Origin of the sequence: Peribacillus sp. NPDC096540 (assembly GCF_050278525.1) — a bacterium.
Taxonomy (GTDB): domain Bacteria; phylum Bacillota; class Bacilli; order Bacillales; family DSM-1321; genus Peribacillus.
Genome location: NZ_JBNNTG010000035.1, coordinates 13,760 through 39,526, shown reverse-complemented (window position 1 = coordinate 39,526; position 25,767 = coordinate 13,760). Strand labels below are relative to the sequence as shown.

The following is a 25,767-nucleotide window of genomic DNA, read 5'->3' as shown; positions in this document are numbered from 1 at the left end:
GATTCTTATAAATCCCCCCTACTTTATATAGTAATTCTGCTTGTTTTTGGCTTTGCAAAGTCAGGCGTTGTTTCTGTTAAAATGAAGTCTGATTTTTTTCAAAAGTGACTTGAATGAAAACCTTATCTACTCTTGACATTCTATAAATTAATAATAATCTACATACATTTTCCATACATAACAATAGTCAAAATTGACAGATAATGATAGAATTTTCAATAACAGTTTAAATATTACGAAAAAACAGTCCATTATTCGAAAAGGGAGTTTTGAAAATGAGCAGAATATACAAATTAACCGTATTTGAACCGTCCGGGGAAAAACTCTTGGATGAATCATTTACGGCTGAGAATGATGAACATGCAAAAGAATTAGGTCAAAATCTATTAAATGAAAAAAACTACCAAAATCAAACACATCGCTGTACATCACCTGCAGGCGCGTTATTACTTTTTCATCGCTGATTTGGAAAATAGAAGAGTAATCATTTAGATTTAGACAAAGACTTATACATCTTCTTTCTGATATATAAAAAGGCTGTCACAGTAATGTGACGGCCTTTTCCATTTCATTTTCCGATAAAATTTGGTCTTCTTTTTTCAACAAAAGCTTTTATACCTTCTTGGTGATCCGCTGTTTGACGCATTTTCAATTGGGCAGCTTTTTCAATTTCAAGCATCTTAATTAATAAAGGACGATTTTTTTCACTAAGTATCTTTTTCGTCTTGATCATCGCTTGGACCGGACTTTTCAGCCATCTTTGTACTTTTCTCTCTACCGCCTGCTCCAAAGTTCCGTCTGCTAATTCGTGAATGAGGCCCTTTTCTTTAGCCTCGAGCGCTGTTAGCACTTTACCTTCCCAGATTAATTCTTTCGCTCCCACTTCACCTAGACGTCGCTCAAGGAAGAAATGTCCACCCCCATCAGGAATTAATCCGATGCCGATAAAGTTCATGGCAACTTTACTTTCCGAGTCAGCAATTAGATGGTCAGTTGCAAGCGCAATACTCAAACCAAGACCTGCTGCTGCACCATGAATGGCACTGATTGTCAATTTAGGCATGAAATACAAGGTTGTGACTAATTCACTAATTCCATCCATCAGTTCATTAAACCCATCTTCTTTTTCAGGTGCGAGCATCATTTTAATATCTCCACCTGCTGAAAAAGCTTTCCCATTGCCTTTTAAAACGACGACGTCAACGTCCTCATTCTCACTTACTTCTTTAAGAGCAAAAACAAAATCATTTAGCATTTGAGGATTTAATGCATTCATAGCCTCTGGACGATTCATAGCGACAGTTGCTGTTCGTTCCGAATATGTGACTAAAACCGTACCTGAATTTGATGATGATTCATTACTCAATCTATTTCCTCCTCTTTCATTCTATAAATTTATTATATATGCTCTCTCTACTATGGTAGTAGAAAAAAGTTATATTTATTCAATTTTACCTTTTATTTCTTAATATAATTATCCTGAAGCTGATCACGCAACGCCCTTTTCAAGAACTTCCCTACACCCGTTTTTGGAATATCATCCAAAAAGACTACTTCATCCGGTAGCCACCACTTAGCAAACTGCGGTTTTAAAAATTCTATTATTTCTTCTTGGGATACCTGTCCTTTATATTCATTCTTTAAGACAACACAAGCAATTGGGCGTTCCTGCCATTTTTCATGAGGCACTGCAATGACTGCCGCCTCAAAGATACCCTCATGAGCCATTAATGTATTCTCTATATCTACAGAGGAAATCCACTCTCCACCGCTTTTGATTAAGTCCTTTGTCCGATCGACAATTTTCACAAAGCCTTCCTCATCTATCGTGACAACATCTCCAGTATAAAGCCAGCCATCTTTGAACGTCTCCTCTGATCGCTCATCTTTAAAATACTCATCTGCTATCCACGGGCCCCTTATAAGTAATTCTCCCATTTCTTTTCCATCCGGTTTGACTTCACCATCCTGCCCAACGACTTTAATTTCTATCATTGGCGAAACAAGTCCCTGCTTGGCTTTCAACTCATATAGTTCAGCCTCAGGTAGGTCTTCCTGATAGCTTTTGGGTTTGGAAATAAATACGAGCGGGCTTGTTTCTGTCATACCATAAGCATGCAGAAATGGAATACTATACTTTTGCTCAAAAGTTTTTATCATGCTTTTTGGAGCCGCCGACCCTCCGCATAATACAGCGCGAATACTGCTCGTATCATGACTACCTTCTTCAAGCTCCCTCAACAACCCAAGCCAAATCGTCGGAACTCCTGCCGCGATTGTGACCTTTTCCGTTTCTATAAGCTCTGCCAAAATTTTCGGGGTAAAGTTTGGTCCCGGTAAAACCATCTTTGTACCAAACCAAACGCTTGCAAATGGCATGCCCCAAGCATTAACGTGAAACATTGGTACGACTGGCAAAGCCACATCCCGTTCGCTGATTGCTGTAGAATCAGCAAGCCCTAGCGCAATCGCATGCAACAAAATTCCGCGATGTGAATAAACTACACCCTTCGGATTTCCTGTGGTGGCGGATGTATAACACATGCCGGCAGGAGCGTTTTCATTTAAATCCTGAATGAATGGCTGCTTAGGATTCCCTTCAGCCAATAACTTTTCATAATGGTAAACAGGTGATAGGGTCGTATCAGGAAGTTCATCATTATCAGTCATAATGATGTAGCCTTCTACCGTTGTTAACTCATCTTTAATCGTTTCCAACATAGGTATGACATCAGGGTCTATTAGCAATAATCGATCTTCCGCACTATTAACGATATAAGATACATGATGAGGAGACAGACGCATATTAATTGTATGTAGGACAGCCCCATGACAAGGAATCGCAAAATATGCTTCCAAGTGCCGATGATGATTCCATGCAAGTGTACCAATCCTGTCACCTGTCGTGATACCGAGTTTTTCAAGATTACTTGCTAGCCTTCTTGTACGCTCAGCAATCTCAGCATATGTAAAAGTGTGAATTCCACTGTCCGTACGCGAAACTACTTCTTTTTTCGGAAAATATTTTTCAGCTCTCTCAATGATTTGCGTCATAATTAATGGAGTATCCATCATAACAATCTCCCCCTTCTCTAGAAAACGCTTTCACTTATATATTCGACCAGAAAAAAAATAATCCTTTTTCCCTAGGTACGGTTTTACATTTTATTTTAAGTCTCTGTATTACATAACTGTTAAATAAAAAAGGACCTCAAAATAGATCCTTTGTCGTCTTATTCAGCTCTCCATAACTTTAGGGAGTAGGGCCCTAATTAGAAACTCGGCATCAAAGATTGGGAATTTCCTAATGTCCATCGTCTTAAATGGATATTATATACAAACGTAATTTAAGAATAGATAGGAAATCTCTTAACAATAGTAAATGCTTTCTGTAATTTTTCAAAAAAAATTTGTCCACAAAGACTATTTTAAAAAACGACTTATTTTTTATGTTTCTTTCCAGAAAAAAGAGGTAATAGTAAAGATACAATGATATTTAGAGGGAGCTCATCAATGGTAAACAAGATAAACGAAGAACTAGAGGCTTACTGCGCGAGCGAATATTCAAAGCTTTCACGGGTGATAGTATGTGAACCAAAATATATGGAGATTCGTGAGATCATTAACGAAACACAAAAAGAGTTTAAAGATGAGAACATTGATCGTGTACTTGCTATGGAGCAGCATACCAATTTTGTAAAGTCGCTCAAACATGAAGGAATTGAAGTCATAAATCTACCTCCCCAATCTGCATATCCAGAACAAGTCTTTACGAGAGATATCGGATTCACTCTTGGCAATACCGTGTACGTCGCTGAGATGGCTACAGATATCCGGCAAGGTGAAGAACTTATTTTGAAAACCTGGCTAGAAAAAAATGATGTCCCATTCTTCAACTTAAGTAAGAATAGAATAGAGGGTGGGGATGTCATCATTGATGGAAAGACCATTTATATCGGAATCAGTGATAGAACGGATAAAACATCAATCAAGTATCTTCAAACCTTATTATCAGAATACGATATCATCCCAATTCCTTTCGTTGAAAAATTCCTTCACTTGGACTGTATTTTCAATGTTATCTCACAAACGGAGGCACTTATCTTCCCAGAAGCCCTTACAAAAAAAGAGTTAGCCTTATTAGCATCACGTTATGACATAATTGAAGTGACTAAAGAGGAACAATTCACATTAGGAACAAACGTGCTCTCTATTGGAAATAGGAAAGTGTTTAGTCTCCCATGCAATAAAAAAGTAAATCACAAGCTTCGTGAACGCGGATATTGCGTCATTGAAGTCAATATAAGCGAAATCATTAAGTCCGGAGGCTCTTTCCGTTGCTGCACCATGCCTCTGTTGCGAACAACAAATAAGAAAACTGAACTTGCTTAGCGGAAGAAATATGCTCGTAATCTAGATAGATTTAAACCGAACTTACTATAGTGAAGTTCGGTTTATTTTAGAAATGAGCGTACCACAAAGAAAGCGATGGAGCCCAAAAGGACAACCAGGAAAATAGATAATTCTTAAATACCAAGCACAACTTCCCTACCTCCAGTAACATGAACAGATTTCCAGCTGATATAAAAAAAAACAATAATTTCCGCCTTCAAAATCCATTTTTTATATACACGCTCCGCATTTTGTTCCGTTACTTTTATCGGGAAATTAAAGGTATCAGGCACTCTCTCTAAAGTCGTCAAAATTGACCATAGAAAAATACTTACGATAGGAGGAAACCAGATTGCAGCTCTCCCTCCCCAACCACTTGCTTCGCCTTTAGCATTAAAATGAATCGGAACCTGATCAGGTAAAGTACCCCACTCTTTAATCAAATAAATAAGGTTGAGTACTATAATAATAAGTGAAAGAATATCAATTAGTTTTTCCTAAACCGTTTTTGGTAACTTTATTACTTATTCTAACTTTTCCCTTATTATTGTATCAAGTTTAATACAATTTCAGAATCCGCTTTATTTAATTGTACATACTTGCTTTGTTTATCTCTCGTCAATTCCAATATATTTCCTCCAGAAATAACCCAAACATAATAAACTTCTATTTTATCCTCATTCTTTTCATCATTAAAATAAAAGATATAATCCGCTTTAGGACGATCTTTATCCATTTTGAAATTTTCCCAGTTAACATTTTTTAATATTTCTTTTGTTTTTATAGTCTTTTCAATTTCAATACTTTCTTTATACGCTTCAAATTTGTAGTTTTTCCCCTCACGTTTTTGAATCGAAATATGTTCTTGTTTATTTGAACAGCCTGTTAACATTAAAGATACTATGAAAAGTGCAAGTAAAAATAGTCTCCATTTCATTAAATGTTATCCCCCTTACTTAAATAGTCTAATATCCAATATTTTCATTATACTAGTATATCTCAAAAGAGTAATAGGAATGTTTAATAAATGGCGACAAAAGAGTGCAAAAACTATCCTTTCTTAAAGCAAAGAACTCCAGGCTTTTACCTTGAGAGTTTCTGAGAGAAGGATTAGTAACAATGGGGATACTTAAATAATTAAAAGTATGCCCAAACATGTACCAACTCCAAATATAATAATGTACATCTATGGACAAGTCCGATTTAATCATCCCCTGTCCACCTTTTCGGGGGATTTTCTCCCCTTGGGCCACATCAATGATATAAATTGAAAAGCTGCCAAATTGCCACCACCACTCTTCAACAAAAATCAAATCCAGTTCTGGATGAAGTTCTACCAATTCATCAATTGCTGCAAAATTCATCGAAGCATTCACTTGAAAGAATTGTCTTTCCAAACTGCATCAGTTCTGTCACAGACTTACCATCGCGCGCCCCTTCCACAATTTCATATGTGATCAAGGCAACCGATTCCGGATAGTTCAATTTCAAGCAGCAATCTTTTCGTCGTCTTGCCAAATCTGCTGCCATTATGACCATTAATTTAATTTTTCTTGTTCCATAGCTGTTAAGCGCATGCCCCTTTCCTTCTGCCATTAAAACCATAAAACTTCTTATATTAAGAGTCTATTAAAGATACAACACTCAATATTGCCATTACCCAATGTATTCAATAATAATAACTTTTCTGATAATTCCGAGTATAAAAATGGAATTATTTGTAAATTAATAAACACCTCTCTTTTTGAAAGTGCTTACCTAAAATTTGATAATATCCAAACACCCTTGCTATAATTTGCTAAGGAACTATTTTGTTAATAAGCAGTGAGAGGAGAACAAAAAATGAGTTATGTGAAAAATCAACTTAAAGTTATGCGCAGCAATTTACTAAATGAAATCGAGGGATTAAGTCCTGAGCTTATGGATGTCCAGCCGAAGGGGTTCAATAATACCATCCATTGGCATCTTGGACATGTCCTTTCCGCAGCGGAAAAATTTTTATTGGACTCACCAAATAGCAGTAACTTGCCTGCTAATTACGGACAACTATTTGGATACGGTTCAAAACCAGCTGACTGGACTGGCGATATCCCTTCTGTTGAAGTTTTAACGCAGCAGTTACAGGAACAACTTAGTCGGCTTCTTGAAATTCCGGAAGAAAGCTTGAACGAAAAAGTAGCACAACCTTTCAGAGAAATGGAAACGGTAGGAGAGTTTATTAACTTCGTCGTCCTACACGAGGCAAGTCACATTGGACAAATTCATGCGATGAAGCTTCTCATCCAATCCTAACTAAAAAACCATAAGCTGCTACTCCGGTTTTTTTCATTAAAACCGGAGTAGCTAAAAGGAGAACTAGTATGAATCCATTACAGAAACGATTCTCACTAATTAGAGGGAAATTTTTCGAAAGAGCTATTGATCGTGTTACTCCTGAACTGGCAAGCATTCAGCCAGTAGGATTCAACAACAACATTCACTGGCATCTTGGCCATACTTTGTACTTAACAGAAAAATTCTTACTTGATCATCCGCAAGCAGGAAACTTGCCAGACAATTATGTTACTTTATTTGCACAAGGTACAAGTCCGGCTGACTGGGCAGACGATGTTCCATCAGTTGACGTTTTAATTCAGCAATTTAAAGAACAGTTTGATCGCCTTCTGGCCATTCCTGAAGATCGCTTGAATGAAAAACTGGAGAAACCATTCAAAGGGTTTACAACTTATAGCGAAATGGTCAATCTTGCACTTTTCCACGAAACGTACCATATGGGACAAATTCACGCGATGTTACGAGTGATTAATGCAGACCAAAAATAATAGCCCCCGCTTTTCATAGCGTGAGGCTTTTTTTCATTAATACCCATTAAACTATGATAATTAGAGACCCTACTTCAACTTTACGTCATCTGGTTGTCCACTATAATCGTTATATGCTTTTTCAGCAGCAGCTTCTGAAGAAAATAAAGCATCATCATCTTCAATTGTATGAAATGTATCGTTCAGAAACAAAGCAACTGCATTTGGATTTTTTGGATGAGGGACAATTTCTGCACCCCTCACATTCGAAACTGTTGGAACATGGGGATTATTATAAATTATAAATACCTCGTCACCTACTTGTACTTCTTTCGCATTGATAATGCCCATTGAATTCTTCCTTTCCTTTACAGATTTTTTTTAGTTTATGGAAGGGTGCTTAGAATTATTAATATAAAGAATCACCTTGCCAACGACATAACTAAATAGGACTCCTTCATGGTCGAAGGAGTCTCAGTTTGTAGACAAAAGAGGTTCTATCTAAATTTTATAACAAAGTTGATTGGAGTGGAAGGTGCGAGACTCCTGCGGGAAAAGCGCGTCTAGGGGAGACCCCGCAGGCGCAAGCCGAGGAGGCTCCCGGACCGCCCGCGGAAAGCGAGTGCCCTACGTTCCAATCAACGTTCAAATTGTACAAGCCATAAAAAAACTGTAGGGCAAACTCGATTTTCATCGAGTTTGTATACAGTCTAGGACTCCTTCATGGTCGAAGGAGTCTCCTTATTCATTTAAGCATATTCATCTTCTGCAAAAACTCAATCGGATGTTGTTTACGGAAAAATTCCCTTAACATATAGGCAACACCGTGTTCATCATTAGACCGGGTTACCCATTTCGCTACTTTCTTAACTTCCTGATCTGCGTTGCCCATGGCAACACCCAGACCAGATCCAGCAATCATCTCCATATCATCTAACCCGTCACCAATCGAGACAATTTCACTTCTTTTTACCGCTAGATGATCTGCTAAATATAATAAACCGCTCCACTTTGATACACCCTTTGGAACAACCGTCATCTTGTATCCAGGATGTAAGATAACATCAACCTCCGGGAACATATCCTTTATCAGTTTTAGCATATCTGTTTGGTCACTTTGTTCCGAAAATATGATATCTATTTTTGTGGGAGCCATTGGACGGTCAATCAGCTCTTCACTGATATCATCCACATAATTTTGAGCATATATATTTTGATCATTCAAATACATAACCGTTTTGCCGAGCAAATTCTCTGGAAGGTTGACTCGATTGCCAACTGAGTATTTTTCATGAATGAGTAGAATTTGGCAGGTAGCTTTTTCAAGCATTTGAACAAGTTCCACGGTCAATTCTTCTGAAATTCTTTTCACCAATATGGGCTTCTCAATTGATGCTCCAACAAAAGCTCCATGCTGAGCAACGATCATCGGATTTATTTTTAGGGCTTTTGCCGCTTTTTTTGCTGAGTGATAGTTTCTTGACGTCACAAGTGCAACATGGACACCTTTTTGATGCACATAATCAATTGCCTCTTTTGTTGATTTATTTAAACGGCCATTCGACTGGAGCAATGTTCCGTCAATATTAATCGCAAGTAGACGATATACCATGGTGATCTCCCCCATCTATAGTATCCTCTTTCAAATTTATGACTAAAATTTGAAGAGTAGAACAAAATGAAGTTCAGAGGATCTTGCGCGCAATTTGTCACTAACTTTCCAACAAAAAAACTCCCCACCATAAAGGCAGGGAGTTTTCAACAGCTTACTACTGTTGTTCAGGCAGACCATATAAATCTTCAAGCGGCTTCATGATAATTTTATTGAGATCAGCAATGACCATGCTCATCCTTTGTTCCGCTTCCATCAATTTTGAGATGGTTGGGTTTTGTTGAACTAGCTGTACTGTTTTTTGAGCTTGCTCAACCTCTTCGGGAGCAATCTCCTGCCCCATCATTTGCTTTTGTTGCAAAGACATCTGCAGATTTCGAAAGTTTTCAAACATTCCTTTTGTTGCTTCATCCGAATTGACAATTTCATATAAGCGTTGCAAGTCGGCATATTCATTACTTGCTCGAATTGCCTTTTCCATTTCATACGCTGCATCATATACGTTACTCATGGTTTTCCCCTCCCAGTAATCATTGTATTCCTACACCTTTTCAACTATAACAAATCCCTTTGCTAATTACACGTCATCCTAATAAAACAGTTACAAAACCTTGGAATAATCCGATGATTCCTCCAAGCAATGCTCCAAGGTATGTGATCATCGACAATTCCTTCTTAGTGATGGAAACGACCATTTCCTCAAGTCGAGAAACTGAAAAAGAAGCCACCTGTTCTTCCACAATATCATCCAAATGAAGCTTTTGAAACAACGGCTGAAAGTGATTAATTAAATAGTCTGCACCTTTTTCAACAAGCATTGGGACCACTCTTTCCACAATCGTATCAGAGAAATTGGCAGTCAATTCATGAAATGGCTTTTCCATGATTGTATTGACTGGTATCATTTCTGCCGTTTTATCGGTAATCGCCTGTCTTATAGCTTCTTTTCCAATCAACTCTTCTACTTTCATAACATCCCATTTCTCAAGGTTTTCCAATTCTTTTACCATCATAGCCGACAATATATCATTAGTTCGTGATTGTTCGAAGAATTTAATGATTTCCGGCTGAATCTTATCAATTAACTTTTCATTTCCGATAAACATCTGAATTAAATTGATCAATTTACCCCGTTCCTTAAAAAAATCATCCAGCATGTCTTCTAGGCGACCCTTACCTTCTGCACTGTTAAAATATTCTTTTCCCTTTTTTACGATGAATCGAGAAATATCCGGGATCGAATCCACCGCTTTTTGCTGAATGTGCAATGGGACGATGTCCTGTAAGCTCTTGCCGCGATTTTCGTCCAACCATTTTTCGTATTTACCAAGAACGAATGTCTGTAATTGCTGTTCTAAAGCGAATGAAGAATTCTTCATTCCCAATTGATCAAGCAATTGAGTTGTACTTTTTTCCGTGGACAATGCTTTCTTTACTTCTGCCTGAACGAAAATTTTCATATTCTGTATAGAGGCTTCATTGATGACCTTACTTTGAATGCTTTCAGGTGTGATTAAATGTTCAACGACCAATTTACCTAACTGACGAGCTAACTCATCCTGCCGCTTAGGAATTAAACCTGGTGTCAACGGCAGCTGTTTCCCGAAAATATAGATTGGTTTATAAGGTCTAAACAGCATCCGGATAGCCAATAAATTAGTGAACCCTCCAATTACGGCACCTATAACAACCATAAACAGTATTTTTACCCATAACTCATCCATGAGGATTTCTCCTTTTTTCGCTTGAAATAAAGGCTTAATGACACGTTCTAATTGAAAAAACATAGAATGTGTTATCCACTTTTGCCCATCATTTAATTATAAAAGGATATCAAACTTAGTGCAAACGGGGAATTATAATGAATCTTAAATTTCAAAAAATTTTCATTACGGTAAATCCTGCAATCACTAGAAAGAAGGCGCTACTGTTTATCGAAGAAAAACTATTCGAGGAGTGGGATCTTCAATATGGGGAACCTCTTACGCTTACGGCTGGATGCCGTTCCGTTCCTGTACTCGCCCAACCATTTCCTTCATCCCAGCCAACAATAAAGCTTTCATTTGATACAAACCAAATTTTATCCCTGCCTGCTTTTTCAGACCCAATTTCCGTTACCTTCCATGCGGATGATAGATCAATAAAAATTGGGCCCTTCTTTGCTGCACTCATCAACCAACTTCCCTTGCAAGATGGGACATTTGGGGAGATGGAAAAATTTTATCAGGAGATGAAATCCTACTGTCATCAACAAGGCTTCTTATTCTTTTTAGTAGGAATACAGTCTCTCAAAGATGGCGTAGTGGAAGGATATTGGCCAGGGCAAAATGGGTGGCAAACACTTACTCTTCCTATCCCTAATATGTTTTATAATCGGATTCATTCTCGGAAAATGGAACAATCACCCACCTTTGAGCTGTTTACAAATGAACTAAAATCATATTCAATCCCGATGTTTAATGGAAGGTTTCTTTCTAAGTTCGATGTACATGAGCTTCTTCTCTTAGAATATGAACTACTTTCAAATTTGCCTGATACCATACTTTTTAACGAGAAGGAAGACTTCTTTACATTCTTAGAGAACCATTCTGTTATCTATTTTAAGCCATCTTCCGGTAGTCAAGGCAGGAATATTTGCAGGTTAACACAAGTAGCTGGAAAATGGAAAATCGAGCAAGCCGGACATATACAAAATGTGCATATTGCGGATACGAATGAAAAGTTGTATAACACCTTGAAAAAATTCTGCAGAAAACAAGCCTACATCCTTCAAAAGGGGATTTCCTTGTTTGAAATCGATCAGAGAAAAGTGGATTTCCGAATCCTTCTTCATCAAAATGAGCAGTTTCAATGGAAAGTTACCTCCATGGTTGCCCGGATAGGAGATCCAGGTAATATCGTTTCCAATCTTGCACAGGGCGGTATGATGAAAAACGGCTCAGACTTTTTAAAGGAAGTATTTGATCATCAGGAAGCCGGACGTTTGCACCAAAAGCTTATACGACTTGCTAAAAAAACTGCCCATACTTTGTCAGAAAATCATGACGATTTATTCGGGGAACTCGGAATCGATTTAGCACTTGATGTTGACACACACCCTTGGATTATTGAAGTGAACTCGAAACCTTCGAAAAAGTTTCAAGGCAACTATGAGACTTTTCGTCCATCAGTAAAATCCATTATAGAATTTATGCTTACTCTTGACCGAGAAAACCATCCATAAAAGGAGTTGCTGGCACGTGTTAATAGGATTAATGGCCACTTCAGATACACATGAAAATCATTATTTTACTGAAATAGCAAAAGCAGCTAAATCATTTAATATGAATGTATGTAAATTCACACCCGAGAATATTGATATCGATGTGAAGAAAGTTCGTGGAGAACGTTTTGATGCGGAAAAAGAAACATGGCGCTCAGAATCGTTTGATCTCCCTGATTTTGTATATGACCGCTGTTCCCATGGCTTATCCCGTGTGCCGACGGAAATACGCGATAAAATCAATTGGTTAAAAAATAATTCAAGTTTCCTTGGTCTTGGCCTTCCAGGAAAGTGGGAAGTTTATCAAACTTTAAAAAACCATCCCTTGCTAGAAGCATTTTTCCCAGAAACTTTTCAAGTTACCACACCTGAAGAAATCAGCGGCCATTTGGAACGTCTGGATAAAATCATTATCAAACCAGAGTTTGGAGCAGGTGGTACGGGAATCTACCTTCTCACAAAAACGGCAAGCGGCACATTGGTGTCCATGACAAAAAAGGGCACCAAATACGACCGTCAATTTGACTCTAAATCTCAACTGAACAAATGGCTGCAGCATTTATTAAATCGATATAGTTACCTTTGTCAGCCTTATTTAGAACTTTGCAACCAGAAAAAAGAACCTTTCGATTTACGAATTTTACTTCAAAAAAACGAGAAAAATCAGTGGATGGAACGGGGTCGAGGCATTCGCCTGGGGCAACAGGATGGAGTCACCTCCAATTTAGCCACTGGTGGGGAAGCTATTTCACTTGAGGCTTTCATCAAAAAAAATCCTGAATCTATTCCAATTGCTGTCGAACAAAAAATCCAGCATATCCTCCGTACCTTACCTGCCGAAACAGAAGCCGTTTTTGAAAGGCTATTTGAGCTAGGAATTGACCTAGGCATTGATAAAAAAGGGCAAATTTGGATAATGGATATTAACTCAAAACCAGGCAGGAAAATTATTCAAACACTTCAACCTGAATCGATGAAGGATATCCATCGCGCACCGTTCCAATATAGCCTATTTTTAGCCGATCATCTTCAGAAAGCAGGTGAATAGAGAGTGAGAAAGACTTATCCTGCCGAGATTGCCGATACTCCTGGCAACGTTCTCTTCTATCCATCAGAGCTTGGAGATTTGGCAGAGATTGAACTAATATATTTCGGCCAGCATTCATGTCCTGCCATTGTCAAACAAAATCCCGCAATCAAGCAAACGATTGTCCTGTCAGAAAGTCTCGCGGAATCTTTAATATTTACTCAGGTCGATATGCCTCTTCATCTATTTATATACGGTAAGAGCATTCATATTGGACCGCTCGTCGGGATTTTTTCATCAGGTTTTACCGGCATTTCAAACAAACCGCTCGGGGAACGTTCAGAATTTTTTTCAAAACTCCTTTCTCTGAGTCAAACAACAGGCTGCATCCCTTTTGTTTTCGGTGAAAATGTAATCAATTGGGAAAAGGAAACAATCAAGGGCTATATCTATGAGAACAATGACTGGAATATTAACGAATTTCCTTTTCCAAATGTCATTTATGACCGGCTTCCTAACCGTATGACGGAAAACCGGGATGGCCCTAAGGAAGTGAAACGTAAATTCCAAAAGGAGTATACAATTCCCTGGTACAATCCAGGTTTTTTTAATAAATGGGATGTAAATGAACGGTTATGTGCGGATGAGCGGGCACTTCCTTTTTTACCGGAAACGTATCCTTTTCATTCTCTGTCCGTCGTCGAAACTCTGCTTTCTCATTACCGCCAAGTTTATATAAAGCCTATTCATGGCAGCCTTGGGCTTGGGATTCACCAAATTCTTTATGATAAACATGAAAATGTCTATTATTGTCGCTATAAAAATGAAGCCAAGGAAAATAAATTGCAAAAGTTTTCCACTTTAGAATCCATTGTTAAACACATCTTTCATAATCTACCGCTTGATAATCTCATTGTTCAGCAGGGCATACCATTAATTCGTTCTTCTAAACGACCTTTAGATTTCCGAGTGCATACGAACAAGGACAGCAACGGAATTTGGCAGGTAACCGCCGTCGCAGCAAAAATAGCCGGTGCTGGAAGCGTTACTACACACATTAAAAGCGGAGGCGTCATCAAGACGATTGCCGAGCTATACGGTGATGATGATGAGGCGAAAGAAGTCGAACGAAAGCTATCGGAGGCCGCCCTAATATTAAGTGAAAGTATTGAAGAGCACTTAGATGGCATCATTGCAGAAATCGGTTTTGATTTTGGATTAGATAAAAAAGGGCAAGTTTGGATGTTTGAAGCCAATTCTAAACCAGGACGTTCAATCTTTTCCCATCCAAAACTCAAAGAGTTCGAGCTGCTAACGAGAAAGCTCAGCCTTGATTATGCTATTTATCTTACGGAACAAACCATTACAAATGCTATCGGTGTTCAAAGATGAATATTTTTTACGATATTCCAACTGAAAGCTGGTACCATGACCAAGAGAGTATGCAACTATTCGCCGGCGCGGAGAAAGAGGAAATACACTATAAACAGAATCCTAATAATCAAACACTTATTCCTATTTCTATTTTTCCAGGTAGCCGGATGCTCGTCGTCGGAATTTTAACTTCTTTAAATCCAAAAAAGGAATCAGGAATAGGGGGAAACTTGACACTTTTTCAGGATTTATCACTATATTTGTTGGAACATGGGATTTTAGTGTTTGTATTTACGGTTGAGTCCTTTCATTCCATCCCAGTAAAAGGCTTCCTTTTTTCCTCCATTTCAAACAAATGGATCGAGGTTAAGATGCCGCTTCCCAATATAGTTTATAACCGAATTCCCTCAAGGGGCTTCGAATCATCAGAGGATTTTCAAGAGCTTATCAACTACTTTAAAAATCATAGTATGAACCTTTTCAATCCTTGTTTTTTAGATAAATATATGATGTATGAAGCATTGATGGAAGATGGGTCCCTCACTAACCATCTTCCATCAACAATTATCCTAAGTGATTGCGATGGGCTGAGGGCTTTTTTAAAATCCCACAAGCATATTTACCTAAAACCATGCAAAGGAAGCCAAGGGAAAGGTATTTACACACTAATCGAAAATCCTGACGATACTCTTCAGTTTAATAGCCTAACACATAGTGAATCCTTCCCAGATTTCTCCTCATTTTGGGAACATAAAAAATTACTTCTGATGAGAAGAGTCTATCTCGCCCAACGAGCAGTTATACCAAAGAAACTGAATGGGCATCGTTATGATTACCGAGTTCTCGTTCATTATGAAAATGGGTTCTATAAAATTACTGGCAAGGCTGTACGAATGTCACAAACCCAGGAAATCACAACCCATACTCCAAGAGGCGGGAAACTTTTCCCTTACAAAAACTTGCAATCGAGGAAATTAAATCGGAAGTTGGCGGACATCGCTCAAAAATGCGGTTTGATTCTTTCGAAGAAATTCGGCTTTCTCGGGGAATTCTCCATTGATATTGGCGAAGATTCAACAGGATCACTTTTTATTTACGAAGTAAACTCTAAACCCATGCAATTTGATGAAGAAGAAATTGAAGCAAGTAGACTCTTGCATTTGAAAAACCTGTTTATTGAATTAACTTTATTAAATCGAACAAGAAAATAACTTCCATTTGCCGTTTTCCATTATAATGAAATGAGAGACAGTTTATGGAGGTTATACATATGATTACTCATTTTCAATGGACACCATTACATAAAAATTTACCAGGATGGAAAATTTCCTTTTACTTTAACAAGCAGGCCGTCCAAGCCTTATACCATAAAGACGGGTCCATCGAATGGACTGCCAATCCCCCTTCAGAAACAGACGAAGCTAAGCTCAAAAGCATCATACATGACTTAATGGTCTATCATGTATATGAATAAGTTAAAGCTAAATTCCTAATATCATTCATGAGAGAATAAAAAGCCCTCTTTTGCCTACACTATAAAAAACAGGCTAGGAGGGATTTCTTTTGGATAAAGATGAATTCACATTTTTAAAGGATACCGAATATGAAGGCAAGAACTCTGCTTTCTTAGACATCGACCGTTACATCAATGAAGGACTAGCTGGCGGGAATGTTTATGCAGCTGCTGACCTTCAAAACATTGAAGAAGCACATGATTTTTATGATGAAACCGATCCAAACAAAAATAAATAATAAGGTTGGAGCCTCCTTAGGTGGCTCCTTTTTAAAATCTGTAAAGTATCTAACTGTTCCAAACATGCATGGAACCCCTTTGAATTTCGTTCATAAAGAAAACTTTTCTCCTATTCAATAGGCAGACGAGATTACATTATTATTTTGTTAAATCGTGCTGCAACGGTTTACTTCTAAAAAAACAACAACTTCCCGATTAGAAGTTGTTGAAGTGCAAACGAAACATAACAAAAATAAACATGTATTTTCCATTTCCCCAAAAATGAAAAAATGAAAAACATGTTCTTGTCAATTCTCGGATCCAATACCGCCTATCCTCGTAGGCTTTTGATGTTGTACTAAAAACAGGCAGGTATCCTGGCTCATGATCATCGCTTTTCGAACCTTCCCATCCCCCTTGGCAGAAGATAGTGGCATTACTCGAAACGCTCTCATATACAGTTGCCGGACAGCGCCGGATTCTAACCGGACTTCCCTTTTAAGCATATAATCTTCAAAATATTATTATCTGCACCCATTTCTAGACGTATTAAATTTTCAGTTTAAATTATTAAATTTCCCCTAAAATTACAATGCGTGCTTAAGTGCAAAACTTTTTATTTAATTTTCAAGCGAATTCTTTCTCCTACACGCTTTACGGTTTTCACGCTTTTGAGTTTGCCCCAAAGGAACCGTATGCCATGATTACTTAACACTCTAGAAAGCAGTTGCTTGCGCTTTATTTTTTTTAGTAAACCTTGCTTTGATTGAATCTCATTATATATACGTTGACTATTAGACTTATCAATGTATGGAAGATACGTTTCTCTTAGATGATTAAATAGCTGCTTTTCCTTAAAGTTGGCTTCTGCATATTCTTTAATAGTCGCTATCAAGTCCTCTGTAGTGAACACTTGATCACCGAATAGCTCATCATCAAAATCCATATAACTACCTTGATACTTATTGTATGTATCCAGGTCGAACTGGTAGAATATAATCGGCTTTTTCTGATAAAACATATCCCAGGAGACACTTGAGTAATCTGTGATCAACATAGAGGATTCCATCATTAAGGAGTTTAAGCTCTGTTCATTGGAAATAACAACTCTGTTATGATTGATTTCAAAATGGTCAATGAAATCCTTGAATTTTGGATGTAGATAAAAGTAAAGCGTCAATTCATGTTGTTCCAAAAGTTTGTGTAATTCCGATGAATCTAAAAATGCCTTGAACGCCTGAACATACTCACTGTTTGCCACTTCCTCGTATGATAAGTTTTCAAGCCAAACTCGCCATGTCGGCATCATTAAAATACTATTGCCCGTAGCCTTATTATTAATGACATCCCATCTCGGTAGTCCACTCACAATAATTTCCTTATCATTATATCCAAAATGGTTACGAATGATCTTTCCTTCAGCAGGTGAAGAAACAACAAAAAGACTCGGTGCATTAATGCTCGATTTTTTAAAAATGCTGTTAAGTTTTTTCAAACCGATAACACCATGTTGTAGGAAAACAAGCGGCTTATAATTCATTGCTTTTCTGATTCGTCCCTTTTGAATCCGGATGTCATAGGCATGCCCTTTTGTTTCAGACGAAACAAACAGTTGAGCAGAATACATATAAACCATATATTTAAAGCTCATGAATTCTAAGACTCGATTATTCATGCCAGCCAACTTCAGATAATCTTCTGATTCAGGCTTAATTATATAATAAGCTTGTTGATGTTTTTGATTTTCATAAATATATTTAAAGAAATAGTACCCATTATCTTGGGCCCTTTCTGCTGTTTTTTCGTAGATTAACCAAATGTTCCTTTTGTTAAAATAAGGGCGAAGTGCATTATAGACCCAAGAGGCTAGCACTTCCTTAAAAAAATAAACATTTGACTCGTACTTGCTTTTTTCCTTAAAGGTAAGGGCCAAGGTGCCCGAAGCCGTCATGTATGGATAAATCCAAAAGCCATTGTCAAACGTGTAAGACATACCATAAAGTCTTCTATCTAATTTCTTCCACGTCAACCATGTCGGGTTCTTCAAGCGTACATAATGTTCCTTTCCTGCAACTATCACAAGCAAATAAAAATCATAATAAAACGGCCGCCAATTAAAAGTTTTTACATTGATTTCAAAAGAAAGCTTACTCTTTCCTTGCACTGGACAAATATACTGCTTATCATCAGACACATCCCGATGTTTTAAGACCAAGCCGACAATTTCATATGATTCTTTCATTTCAAGACGCATAGTACCAGTTAAAATCGGACCATTAAACTTCAAAGATTGTAGTGAAACCTTAGCTGAAAGCTTCTCATCGGACAAATGAGTCGGTTGTTTGATGACTATGCTTAAGCCGCTTTCTGTCGTGATGTATGGGGTAACTACGTGAACACCTAGAGAAGGAATTGAGTTGAAATATCCCCCCCCTTCACCCCTAATTTGAATTCGGTAAGTGGACCCATTTGTTTCTAAATACAAATCCCACCTTGAAGCTGCTTGGTAATATTCTTTAATAAACCTTGTAAGGTCAATTATAATTTTTGAATCGATTAAATCTGTATCGAATGTCCATCTAATTTTCATATTCTGTTCGATTCCAATAATCTTCACTGAATTAGAATCTTTAAATTGAAAAGTGATTTTTTCGTCCTCACATACCAAATGATCTATCGTGATTATTTTTTCTTGTCCCATAGGCGTATCCTCCTTTCATTCAGATTCATTAATTGATCTCTTAATGAAAAAGCGAACTTCCTAGTCATTTTCCGACGTTTCGCCCAGCGCCAAATTTTCCTAAGCAATGGCACTTTTGTGAGTTTTTTATAGAAAGAAACTCTCCTTGGCTTTAATCTTCTTTCATTAATTAAGATGCTAGAATAAATACGTTCACTGTTTTGATTATCAATATTTGCGAAATAATGACTTCTTTTCTCTTTAAAAATGTCTTGTTCTTTAAAATTGTTACGAATACTATTTTCGATATAGGTTAACAACTCATCTATTGTTAGAGCTTGGTCTCCGAATAATTCTTTGTTCATATCCATGTAGCTACCTTGTAGTTCGGTATATTCATCAAGATCGAATTGATAAAAAATAGTCGGTTTTTCTAGATAATACATATCCCATGCAATACTCGAGTAGTCTGTGATCAAAAGTGCCGATTCCCGAATCAAAGTGCTAATGTTTACATCACCAAATTTAATAATCTGAACCTGATCAATAGTCGTATGAAATTGATCAATAAAAGGTTGGAATTTAGGGTGGACGTAAAATTTTAATTCTACGTCGTATTTCCGAAGTAACTCCAATAATTTCTCCGAATTTAATAAACCGATATAATTTTTAAAATAATTCGATTCAATAAATTCCTCATTAGACACTTCATTAAGCCAATTTCTCCAAGTAGGCATTAAGAAAATTTGCTGTTTGACCTTAGTCTCTTCTTTGTTTATATCATCCCATCGACTTAAACCGGTAACGATGATGTCCCTCTCGTTATACCCAAAATATTTTTTCACAATTTCTTTCTCGAAATCCGAAGAGACGACAAACAAATCTACTTCTTCCGATGAACCTTTATTTAACGTACTATCAATCTTCTTTAAGCCAAGAACTCCATGCTGTAAAAAGACAATTCTCTTTCTCCTAAGATACTCCATTACTTTTCCTTTTTGAACCCGCCAAACATAAGCATGTCCCTTTGTTTCAGAAGCTATTAGTAATTTAGCGGCTAATAAATAGACCAAATGCTTTAAGCTCATAAAGTAAATAACCTTATCCTCAAACCCTTTAAGGTTAGCTAAATCAGGAGAATCTTTTTTTATAATATAATAGACATTTCTCTCCGGTTTATTATTATAGCAATATTTGAAAAAGTGGTACCCATTATCTTGAGCCGTTTCTGACAATTTCTCGTAAACAAGCCAAATATTTTTTTGTTCATAATACTTTTTAAACATTTTATAAACATAGTAAGCAATTTTTTCTTTCCTTTTAAAACTTGGTGCTTCATACGTACTTTTTATTCGATACGTTAAAGCAAGTGAATTGCTTCTTGTGATGTAAGGATAAACAACATGGTCGTCCTCTTTTTGAAATGAATAATCTCTTATTGTCCGATTCAATTTTTTCCGGACTTTTCTTGATGGACGTCTAAGCTTGAGCTCATAATCTTCGCCCTCTACTTCAACTAATAAATAGAAATCCCAATAAAATTGTTCAAATTCATGTTCATTCAAGTTGATTTTACTGGTCACGCTTTCCTTTATATTCACTGGATAATGCTTATATGTCTGACTGTTACGGTGCTTTAGTAACATCCCTTTAACTGTATAGTTTTGAACGTCAGGCAAGGAGAGCATAACTTCGATTTCTAGAATCGACTTATTTAGAACAACATTTTTTATTGAAACAATTGACTTTAATTTTTCATGCCTAAGTGCAAACTCTGAACTATAAACAAAGGATAGTTCGTTCCTTGATGTTAAATATGGAGTGAATACATTCTCCTCATCAGTCTGAACTGAAGGTAAATACCTTTCCTCAACTGAGAGTTTCCTCTGATCGTAACAGCCAATCCGGTTTACTTCCATTATATTGGCATACATTATTTCAATGGAAACATCCCACCTTGAAGGAGTTACCATACTACTAATAAATTCATGTAAGTCTGATTGAACCTCTAGATGATGAGAGGTTTTTTTAGTGGTCGCAACCACTTTTTTCACTTCACCATTTTTTCTATTCTTCAACACTAATTGCGCTTTCTCTATCACAGTATCTTGGATATCTTCTATCGAAAAAGTCAATTCGTAGTTGCTAAATTTTATGTCATATATCGAAAGTCTACTCTTTGTAACGTAGAAACTTGCATTATGGACATCTTCTTCCTTTCCTAATAAAATTGCCAGCTCCGCTTTAGGAGTGATATAAACATTAGCCTGAAAGTTTACGTACTCAATCGGTACCTGCTCGAGTTGAAGGTATTTGCATTTTGAAATCGGCTTAAATTTACTTAATTGTATTTCCCCTGATATTTTCTCTTTCACGTAAAGTTTCCATTTTTGGTTTTCTTTAAAAAAGCTGTTGTTAAAAATTGTCTTCAAATCAATTATTAATTGTTGTCCATCAATCTTAAATTGGTTTGATTGTAGCCACTCTAACGAAGTACTTTTTTCAAAAACAACAGAAACAGGATTACATAAAGGTTCCTTTAGTTGAATTAGAAGTTGACCTTGTCTTACTTCAAGTTCCTCAAAATATAGAGTTTCATAACTTTCTAAAGAGTCAGTGACCTGATTTAATTCGATAAATGCGAGTTCATTGTGTTGATTAATAAGTCTTGAATCAAACTGAACTTTGTAGGATTTCAAGACTTTTCCGATTTTCATTTCAACATACAATTCAGATTCCAAAGGAATTTCAGCAAGTTTTGAAACATCTACATCAATGACATTTTTCCCACTCACAGCCTCTCCAATTGCCGAGAAACTTTGATTGATAGAGTCGTAAAGTGTCAGAAATAGATTACCTAACTCACCTTCATTATGATAAAACCTTGCCTTTTCCCCGATTACTTCTATATCGGTAACCTGTATAGTTTCCGAGACTACTTTGCATAAAGAACGAAATACGCTGGATGAGTTACCGTACATTAGACTTAAGTTATTTTTTTTATTCAGAAAGATAGCAGCAGTCTCTGTTCTTGAAAGTTGGTAATACGATCGCGCGAAACTACGCTTTTTCTTTCTTTTAATAGTAGGTTTAACTAGTTTAAACAGTTCTTCATTCACTTTAAGTAAAATAGTAAAAGTTGTCCTCCTAGCATCCGACCTTCTCATATTTTCAAGTGGTATTGTCAAACGTGTTTTATCATTCAAATTCTTACATATGACACCCTCGTAAATCCACTCTTCTTTCGTATCATTATTTTTAAGTATTATATCGGCTAATTCTAAATTTGCATCTATAATTATCTCAACATCCGAACCATATATGTTAAAGCTGGTAGCATTAATTGTTTCCACTTATTTTTCACCTTTTTCAATGTAGTATCGCATCTTGTTTATTACACGTTTACTATCATACTATAAAATAGGGATTATTTCCTAATCCACTTAAATATGCTGCTTAAAACCGATTTACAATAGCAAAACTACTCTGTAATTTATGTTTGTAGTTTGTATCCCATGGATCAGAAGTACACCGCTCACTTCCTCGGGACTTACACCCTGTTCTATACATACCTTTTGGATAAAAAAAAAAAACAACTTCGTGGCAAGAAGTTGTTAGCATGCAAAAAAACGTTATCCCATAAATTACATTGCGTGCTTTTGTATTTCAAATGGAAATGCTTAACACCTCCTGCATTTCTTGAGATATTTCTTCTTCCATTACACTGATTCACTAATTAGTACTTCGCTTCATTCTCCTTTTTAATCAACACGTTTTCTTTTAATATCGATGTGATAATATGCTTCGAATCCCATTCGTGGCCTGATATCTCGATAAGCGGGTATTGATTCGGCAAAACAATTTGCTGGATTTCATGAACTGCCAAGCCTTGATTATTTAAGTGCAAAATTTCACCACGCAGGTTTTCCAAATAGTCGAGTTTTCTTTGGAACATTTCCTTCCCATTTGGGACATGCCCAGCATGACAACAAAAGACTTCTTCAAAATCATATTGAAGTAATCTTTTTATAGAATCGATGATGTCCGGTACAGATTCTTCCCGTAAAACAAGCTTCGTTTTTGGAGTAACGAATAGGTCACCTGAAAAAAGCATGCCATTACTGTGATTCAAATACACCATATGGTCCTTAGCATGACCAGGAGTAAAAATTGGCTCCCATGTTTGAGTACTGGAGTGAACTGCCTTCCCCAGCGGCTCAGCTTTGAAAGCGTCTCTCTTTCCCCAAAAAGTTTTGCGATAATCAGGATATTCAGCATCCTTCGCACAAACATCAATCGACATCGGATGAATATACATTGGAACTTTTTTATGTTCCTGTATCCAGGCCGCTCCACCAGTATGGTCCTCGTGATAATGCGTTAGCGCCACTAGATCGAAGTCGGCTGATTCATAGAAAGGGATAAGTTCTTCCAATAACATTTGGGCTCCCGTATCAATCAATAGGCCATCTGTTAAAAAACATATACACTCATCCCCGACTTGATTCTTTCAGGGGTCCCTTGCACACAAACCACGTCATTTATCGTATTAATCTCTAGCATGGCTTCCCTCCTAATCAATTGTATAAAAATAATTCAATATCCAATTTACCCTAAAGTTATTACAATAAATGTAATATCACTTCATTCTTTTGACAAGTAAATAAAATACCCTAGCAAAAACCAGTTGTATTTCTTGCGGTAGAATCAAAGGTGGTATGATTCCGTCGTCAATAATTTCCTGACCTTAATAAAGCCTTTCTCGAAACCATCTATATGGTCGGAATTTCCCTTGCGGTAGCCCTTCTAATTGGTTTACCTCTTGGAGTATTGCTGTTTACAACGACCAAGAATGCCGGATATTTATCGTAATGTTGTTCGCTGTGAATACAAACGATGTAGATTCTCAGTTTGCTAAGGATATTAAATCAGTAGTTGAATCTGACAAGTTTGAAGAAGTAATCGATAGCAAGTTTTACAGGCTTTGGAAAACCAGTTTGGATGAAATAAGAAACCAAACCAAAATAATCAAGGCCTGCTCCCTTTTTGGGAACAGGCCTTGATTATAAATTTTTTCAATCATATCAGCATTTGATATTGGGTTTTACATATATTTTAACTTAGATGGATGCTTTCTGAAGGTTCGCATGTTTCTCGGAAAATCACACTATAATGATATATTGTCAATCAATGCAATAATCAATTATTATCCATTTCATTTTCTCGTTTTTCACACAGTATCTCCTTGTTTAAGCCTAGCTACATATTGTTCAATTTTTTCGAGAAGTTCAACTGGATCGTTTGCAACAATGTTTACACCATTCACAAGTGCAAACGGCTGCATTAAACATTGTCCGCAATACAGCAAGCATCTATCCTCAATAACCTCTAGACCGCTACACTCCATTAATTTATCTTTCATAGTTTCCAACTCATCTTCAAAGTTACTAGGGCAGAACTTTACACTAATTTTCATATTTAATTCCCCTTTTATTTTTGTTGCTAACATTTTAAGTAGATATACAAAAAATGTGCAAGAGTACACCTAAACGCAAATATGTTTTATCGCGTTAAAATGTTGATACCGCGATGGTCAACCGCGGTAAAACACATATTTGCATGGTGAATTTTTATGTATTATGATGTGAACTATTACAGGCAGAAAATTAAGAAAATTTCGCTTATTTGTGTAAAAAAATGATAAAGGAGCGGTAAATATGACTAAAAAAACAGTTGGATCTTCTAAAGCAAAAAAAGAGGAATTGTTCCCGGTTAAGAGTGTGCATTACGTAGAAATCTATACTGGGAATGCAAAGCAGGCGGCTTATTATTACGCAAACGCTTTCGGATTCAAGCTGATAGCATATAAAGGACTAGAAACAGGCTCCCGTGACCGTGTATCTTACGTTATGGAACAGGGCGTCATCCGATTGATTTTAACAGGCACACTATCAGACAGCACAGATGTTGCCGAGTTTATTAAAACCCATGGCGAAGGAGTAAAAGATATAGCCCTTCTCGTAAAAGACCTAGAAAAAACATATGCTGGTGCAATTGAACGCGGCGGCATCGCTCTTCGAGAACCATGGGTGGAAGAAGATGAAAATGGCAAAGTGAGAAAAGCAATCCTAGGCACATATGGGGATACGATTCACACGCTTGTTGAGCCAATCGATTATAAAGGTGGATTTCTACCAGGTTTTAAAGCTCGTGAGGACAACTTTGGAGCTCAACCTTCAGGCTTAATCGGTGTTGACCACCTTGTTGGTAATGTGGAAGTAATGGACGAATGGACAAATTATTATGAGAAAGTATTCGGTTTTACTGTTCTGAAACATTTTGATGATGAAAATATTTCGACCGAGTACTCAGCCCTAATGTCAAAAGTTATGATGAATGGAACAGGACGTATTAAGTTCCCGATCAATGAACCTGCTGTAGGAAAACGCAAATCTCAAATTCAAGAATTCCTAGATTACTATAATGGTCAAGGTGTTCAGCATCTTGCCCTTTTAACAAACGATATCATCACCACAGTGGCCACACTAAAAGAAAATGGTGTTGAGTTTTTAAAGACTCCTGACACTTATTACGCAGACCTCGCCAATCGTGTAGGTGATATTGATGAAGATGTGAAACGACTTCAAGAACTTAATATCCTTGTCGACCGTGATGATGAAGGGTACTTGCTCCAAATTTTCACAAAACCATTAGTTGACCGTCCAACTATGTTTATCGAAGTCATTCAGCGTAAAGGTGCACTTGGTTTTGGCGATGGAAACTTTAAAGCATTGTTTGAATCGATTGAACGCGAACAGGAACTTCGTGGAAATATTTAATATGAACCGGCCATACCGGCGTAATACCTAGTATGGCCTCCTATTCTA

General features: G+C 37.0%; 23 protein-coding genes, 2 pseudogenes and 1 riboswitch. Of the genes and pseudogenes, 11 read left to right on the top strand and 14 right to left on the bottom strand.

What is annotated here, in order from left to right:
- The first annotated feature begins 275 nt into the window (after positions 1 to 275).
- The gene (locus ACQKMR_RS23205; protein WP_427699397.1) at positions 276 to 464 is read left to right on the top strand and encodes a YhzD family protein; all 189 of its coding nucleotides are present in this window, start codon (positions 276 to 278) and stop codon (positions 462 to 464) included.
- Positions 465 to 568: 104 nt separating this feature from the next.
- Here the strand turns inward: ACQKMR_RS23205 and ACQKMR_RS23200 are convergent, their stop codons facing one another.
- Positions 569 to 1,366, bottom strand: coding sequence for an enoyl-CoA hydratase (locus ACQKMR_RS23200; protein ID WP_427699396.1), 798 nt, complete (start codon positions 1,364 to 1,366; stop codon positions 569 to 571).
- A 92-nt stretch (positions 1,367 to 1,458) separates the two neighbouring features.
- Positions 1,459 to 3,075, bottom strand: a complete 1,617-nt coding sequence (locus tag ACQKMR_RS23195; RefSeq protein ID WP_427699395.1) for a long-chain fatty acid--CoA ligase — start codon at positions 3,073 to 3,075, stop codon at positions 1,459 to 1,461.
- Positions 3,076 to 3,513: 438 nt separating this feature from the next.
- On the opposite strand from ACQKMR_RS23195, the gene ACQKMR_RS23190 reads away from it, so the two are divergent.
- Positions 3,514 to 4,392, top strand: coding sequence for a dimethylarginine dimethylaminohydrolase family protein (locus ACQKMR_RS23190; RefSeq protein ID WP_427699394.1), 879 nt, complete (start codon positions 3,514 to 3,516; stop codon positions 4,390 to 4,392).
- A gap of 134 nt (positions 4,393 to 4,526) precedes the next feature.
- On the opposite strand, the gene ACQKMR_RS23185 is transcribed toward ACQKMR_RS23190, so the two are convergent.
- From ACQKMR_RS23185 to ACQKMR_RS23170, 4 genes and pseudogenes are all read right to left on the bottom strand, one after another.
- Positions 4,527 to 4,856 (bottom strand): DUF1648 domain-containing protein, encoded by a 330-nt coding sequence (locus ACQKMR_RS23185; RefSeq protein WP_427699401.1) that lies wholly within the window; start codon positions 4,854 to 4,856, stop codon positions 4,527 to 4,529.
- 80 nt (positions 4,857 to 4,936) lie between these two features.
- Positions 4,937 to 5,329 carry a hypothetical protein gene (locus tag ACQKMR_RS23180; RefSeq protein ID WP_427699393.1) on the bottom strand — a complete coding sequence of 131 codons (393 nt, stop codon included), beginning with the start codon at positions 5,327 to 5,329 and terminating at the stop codon, positions 4,937 to 4,939.
- Between the two features lie 250 nt (positions 5,330 to 5,579).
- Positions 5,580 to 5,765, bottom strand: a pseudogene (locus ACQKMR_RS23175) (urease accessory protein UreG); the annotation flags it as partial.
- A pseudogene (locus ACQKMR_RS23170) lies at positions 5,764 to 5,969 on the bottom strand (urease subunit gamma); the annotation flags it as partial. The pseudogenes ACQKMR_RS23175 and ACQKMR_RS23170, both read right to left, overlap by 2 nt.
- Positions 5,970 to 6,234: 265 nt before the next feature.
- Here ACQKMR_RS23170 and ACQKMR_RS23165 point away from each other — a divergent pair.
- A complete protein-coding gene (locus ACQKMR_RS23165) occupies positions 6,235 to 6,684 on the top strand; it encodes a DinB family protein (RefSeq protein ID WP_427699392.1) in 450 nt (149 codons plus the stop codon).
- Between the two features lie 68 nt (positions 6,685 to 6,752).
- Entirely contained in the window at positions 6,753 to 7,214 is a 462-nt protein-coding gene (locus ACQKMR_RS23160; protein WP_427699391.1) for a DinB family protein, read from the top strand.
- A 69-nt stretch (positions 7,215 to 7,283) separates the two neighbouring features.
- Here ACQKMR_RS23160 and ACQKMR_RS23155 read toward each other — a convergent pair whose 3' ends face one another.
- From ACQKMR_RS23155 to ACQKMR_RS23140, 4 genes are all read right to left on the bottom strand, one after another.
- A complete protein-coding gene (locus ACQKMR_RS23155) occupies positions 7,284 to 7,544 on the bottom strand; it encodes a transcriptional regulator SplA domain-containing protein (RefSeq protein WP_427699390.1) in 261 nt (86 codons plus the stop codon).
- Positions 7,545 to 7,938: 394 nt separating this feature from the next.
- Positions 7,939 to 8,805 carry a Cof-type HAD-IIB family hydrolase gene (locus ACQKMR_RS23150; RefSeq protein ID WP_427699389.1) on the bottom strand — a complete coding sequence of 289 codons (867 nt, stop codon included), beginning with the start codon at positions 8,803 to 8,805 and terminating at the stop codon, positions 7,939 to 7,941.
- Between the two features lie 157 nt (positions 8,806 to 8,962).
- Positions 8,963 to 9,316, bottom strand: coding sequence for a YlbF family regulator (locus ACQKMR_RS23145; protein WP_053344898.1), 354 nt, complete (start codon positions 9,314 to 9,316; stop codon positions 8,963 to 8,965).
- 73 nt (positions 9,317 to 9,389) lie between these two features.
- Positions 9,390 to 10,529 (bottom strand): DUF445 domain-containing protein, encoded by a 1,140-nt coding sequence (locus tag ACQKMR_RS23140; protein ID WP_427699388.1) that lies wholly within the window; start codon positions 10,527 to 10,529, stop codon positions 9,390 to 9,392.
- A gap of 137 nt (positions 10,530 to 10,666) precedes the next feature.
- On the opposite strand from ACQKMR_RS23140, the gene ACQKMR_RS23135 reads away from it, so the two are divergent.
- From ACQKMR_RS23135 to ACQKMR_RS23110, 6 genes are all read left to right on the top strand, one after another.
- Positions 10,667 to 12,028, top strand: coding sequence for a YheC/YheD family protein (locus ACQKMR_RS23135; protein ID WP_427699387.1), 1,362 nt, complete (start codon positions 10,667 to 10,669; stop codon positions 12,026 to 12,028).
- Between the two features lie 16 nt (positions 12,029 to 12,044).
- Positions 12,045 to 13,115, top strand: coding sequence for a YheC/YheD family protein (locus ACQKMR_RS23130; RefSeq protein ID WP_427699386.1), 1,071 nt, complete (start codon positions 12,045 to 12,047; stop codon positions 13,113 to 13,115).
- 3 nt (positions 13,116 to 13,118) lie between these two features.
- On the top strand, positions 13,119 to 14,486 hold the full coding sequence (locus ACQKMR_RS23125; RefSeq protein WP_427699385.1) for a YheC/YheD family protein: 1,368 nt from the start codon (positions 13,119 to 13,121) through the stop codon (positions 14,484 to 14,486).
- The gene (locus tag ACQKMR_RS23120) at positions 14,483 to 15,679 is read left to right on the top strand and encodes a YheC/YheD family protein (protein ID WP_427699384.1); all 1,197 of its coding nucleotides are present in this window, start codon (positions 14,483 to 14,485) and stop codon (positions 15,677 to 15,679) included. Before ACQKMR_RS23125 ends, ACQKMR_RS23120 begins: the two co-directional genes overlap by 4 nt.
- Positions 15,680 to 15,738: 59 nt before the next feature.
- On the top strand, positions 15,739 to 15,942 hold the full coding sequence (locus ACQKMR_RS23115; RefSeq protein ID WP_053344892.1) for a YheE family protein: 204 nt from the start codon (positions 15,739 to 15,741) through the stop codon (positions 15,940 to 15,942).
- An 89-nt stretch (positions 15,943 to 16,031) separates the two neighbouring features.
- Positions 16,032 to 16,220, top strand: a complete 189-nt coding sequence (locus ACQKMR_RS23110) for a hypothetical protein (RefSeq protein ID WP_427699383.1) — start codon at positions 16,032 to 16,034, stop codon at positions 16,218 to 16,220.
- A 330-nt stretch (positions 16,221 to 16,550) separates the two neighbouring features.
- Positions 16,551 to 16,753: riboswitch (cobalamin riboswitch) on the bottom strand.
- Positions 16,754 to 16,816: 63 nt separating this feature from the next.
- On the opposite strand, the gene ACQKMR_RS23105 is transcribed toward ACQKMR_RS23110, so the two are convergent.
- The 4 genes from ACQKMR_RS23105 to ACQKMR_RS23090 form a co-directional block, all read right to left on the bottom strand.
- Entirely contained in the window at positions 16,817 to 18,901 is a 2,085-nt protein-coding gene (locus ACQKMR_RS23105; protein ID WP_427699382.1) for a CDP-glycerol glycerophosphotransferase family protein, read from the bottom strand.
- Positions 18,883 to 22,233, bottom strand: a complete 3,351-nt coding sequence (locus ACQKMR_RS23100) for a CDP-glycerol glycerophosphotransferase family protein (RefSeq protein WP_427699381.1) — start codon at positions 22,231 to 22,233, stop codon at positions 18,883 to 18,885. Before ACQKMR_RS23100 ends, ACQKMR_RS23105 begins: the two co-directional genes overlap by 19 nt.
- A gap of 383 nt (positions 22,234 to 22,616) precedes the next feature.
- On the bottom strand, positions 22,617 to 23,315 hold the full coding sequence (locus ACQKMR_RS23095; protein ID WP_427699380.1) for an MBL fold metallo-hydrolase: 699 nt from the start codon (positions 23,313 to 23,315) through the stop codon (positions 22,617 to 22,619).
- Positions 23,316 to 24,110: 795 nt separating this feature from the next.
- Complete coding sequence (locus ACQKMR_RS23090; RefSeq protein WP_427699379.1) at positions 24,111 to 24,356, bottom strand: DUF1450 domain-containing protein; 246 nt, start codon at positions 24,354 to 24,356, stop codon at positions 24,111 to 24,113.
- A gap of 241 nt (positions 24,357 to 24,597) precedes the next feature.
- On the opposite strand from ACQKMR_RS23090, the gene hppD reads away from it, so the two are divergent.
- On the top strand, positions 24,598 to 25,719 hold the full coding sequence (hppD, locus tag ACQKMR_RS23085; protein WP_427699378.1) for a 4-hydroxyphenylpyruvate dioxygenase: 1,122 nt from the start codon (positions 24,598 to 24,600) through the stop codon (positions 25,717 to 25,719).
- Positions 25,720 to 25,767: the final 48 nt, after the last annotated feature.

Excerpts from the sequence above, each read along its gene's own strand:
- ACQKMR_RS23135 (WP_427699387.1), top strand. The coding sequence starts at position 10,667 with ATGAATCTTAAATTTCAAAAAATTTTCATTACGGTAAATCCTGCAATC.
- ACQKMR_RS23190 (WP_427699394.1), top strand. The coding sequence starts at position 3,514 with ATGGTAAACAAGATAAACGAAGAACTAGAGGCTTACTGCGCGAGCGAA.
- ACQKMR_RS23120 (WP_427699384.1), top strand. The coding sequence starts at position 14,483 with ATGAATATTTTTTACGATATTCCAACTGAAAGCTGGTACCATGACCAA.
- ACQKMR_RS23105 (WP_427699382.1), bottom strand. The coding sequence starts at position 18,901 with ATGGGACAAGAAAAAATAATCACGATAGATCATTTGGTATGTGAGGAC.
- ACQKMR_RS23150 (WP_427699389.1), bottom strand. The coding sequence starts at position 8,805 with ATGGTATATCGTCTACTTGCGATTAATATTGACGGAACATTGCTCCAG.
- ACQKMR_RS23165 (WP_427699392.1), top strand. The coding sequence starts at position 6,235 with ATGAGTTATGTGAAAAATCAACTTAAAGTTATGCGCAGCAATTTACTA.
- ACQKMR_RS23090 (WP_427699379.1), bottom strand. The coding sequence starts at position 24,356 with ATGAAAATTAGTGTAAAGTTCTGCCCTAGTAACTTTGAAGATGAGTTG.
- ACQKMR_RS23115 (WP_053344892.1), top strand. The coding sequence starts at position 15,739 with ATGATTACTCATTTTCAATGGACACCATTACATAAAAATTTACCAGGA.
- ACQKMR_RS23205 (WP_427699397.1), top strand. The coding sequence starts at position 276 with ATGAGCAGAATATACAAATTAACCGTATTTGAACCGTCCGGGGAAAAA.
- ACQKMR_RS23195 (WP_427699395.1), bottom strand. The coding sequence starts at position 3,075 with ATGATGGATACTCCATTAATTATGACGCAAATCATTGAGAGAGCTGAA.
- hppD (WP_427699378.1), top strand. The coding sequence starts at position 24,598 with ATGACTAAAAAAACAGTTGGATCTTCTAAAGCAAAAAAAGAGGAATTG.
- ACQKMR_RS23140 (WP_427699388.1), bottom strand. The coding sequence starts at position 10,529 with ATGGATGAGTTATGGGTAAAAATACTGTTTATGGTTGTTATAGGTGCC.
- ACQKMR_RS23155 (WP_427699390.1), bottom strand. The coding sequence starts at position 7,544 with ATGGGCATTATCAATGCGAAAGAAGTACAAGTAGGTGACGAGGTATTT.
- ACQKMR_RS23180 (WP_427699393.1), bottom strand. The coding sequence starts at position 5,329 with ATGAAATGGAGACTATTTTTACTTGCACTTTTCATAGTATCTTTAATG.
- ACQKMR_RS23145 (WP_053344898.1), bottom strand. The coding sequence starts at position 9,316 with ATGAGTAACGTATATGATGCAGCGTATGAAATGGAAAAGGCAATTCGA.
- ACQKMR_RS23160 (WP_427699391.1), top strand. The coding sequence starts at position 6,753 with ATGAATCCATTACAGAAACGATTCTCACTAATTAGAGGGAAATTTTTC.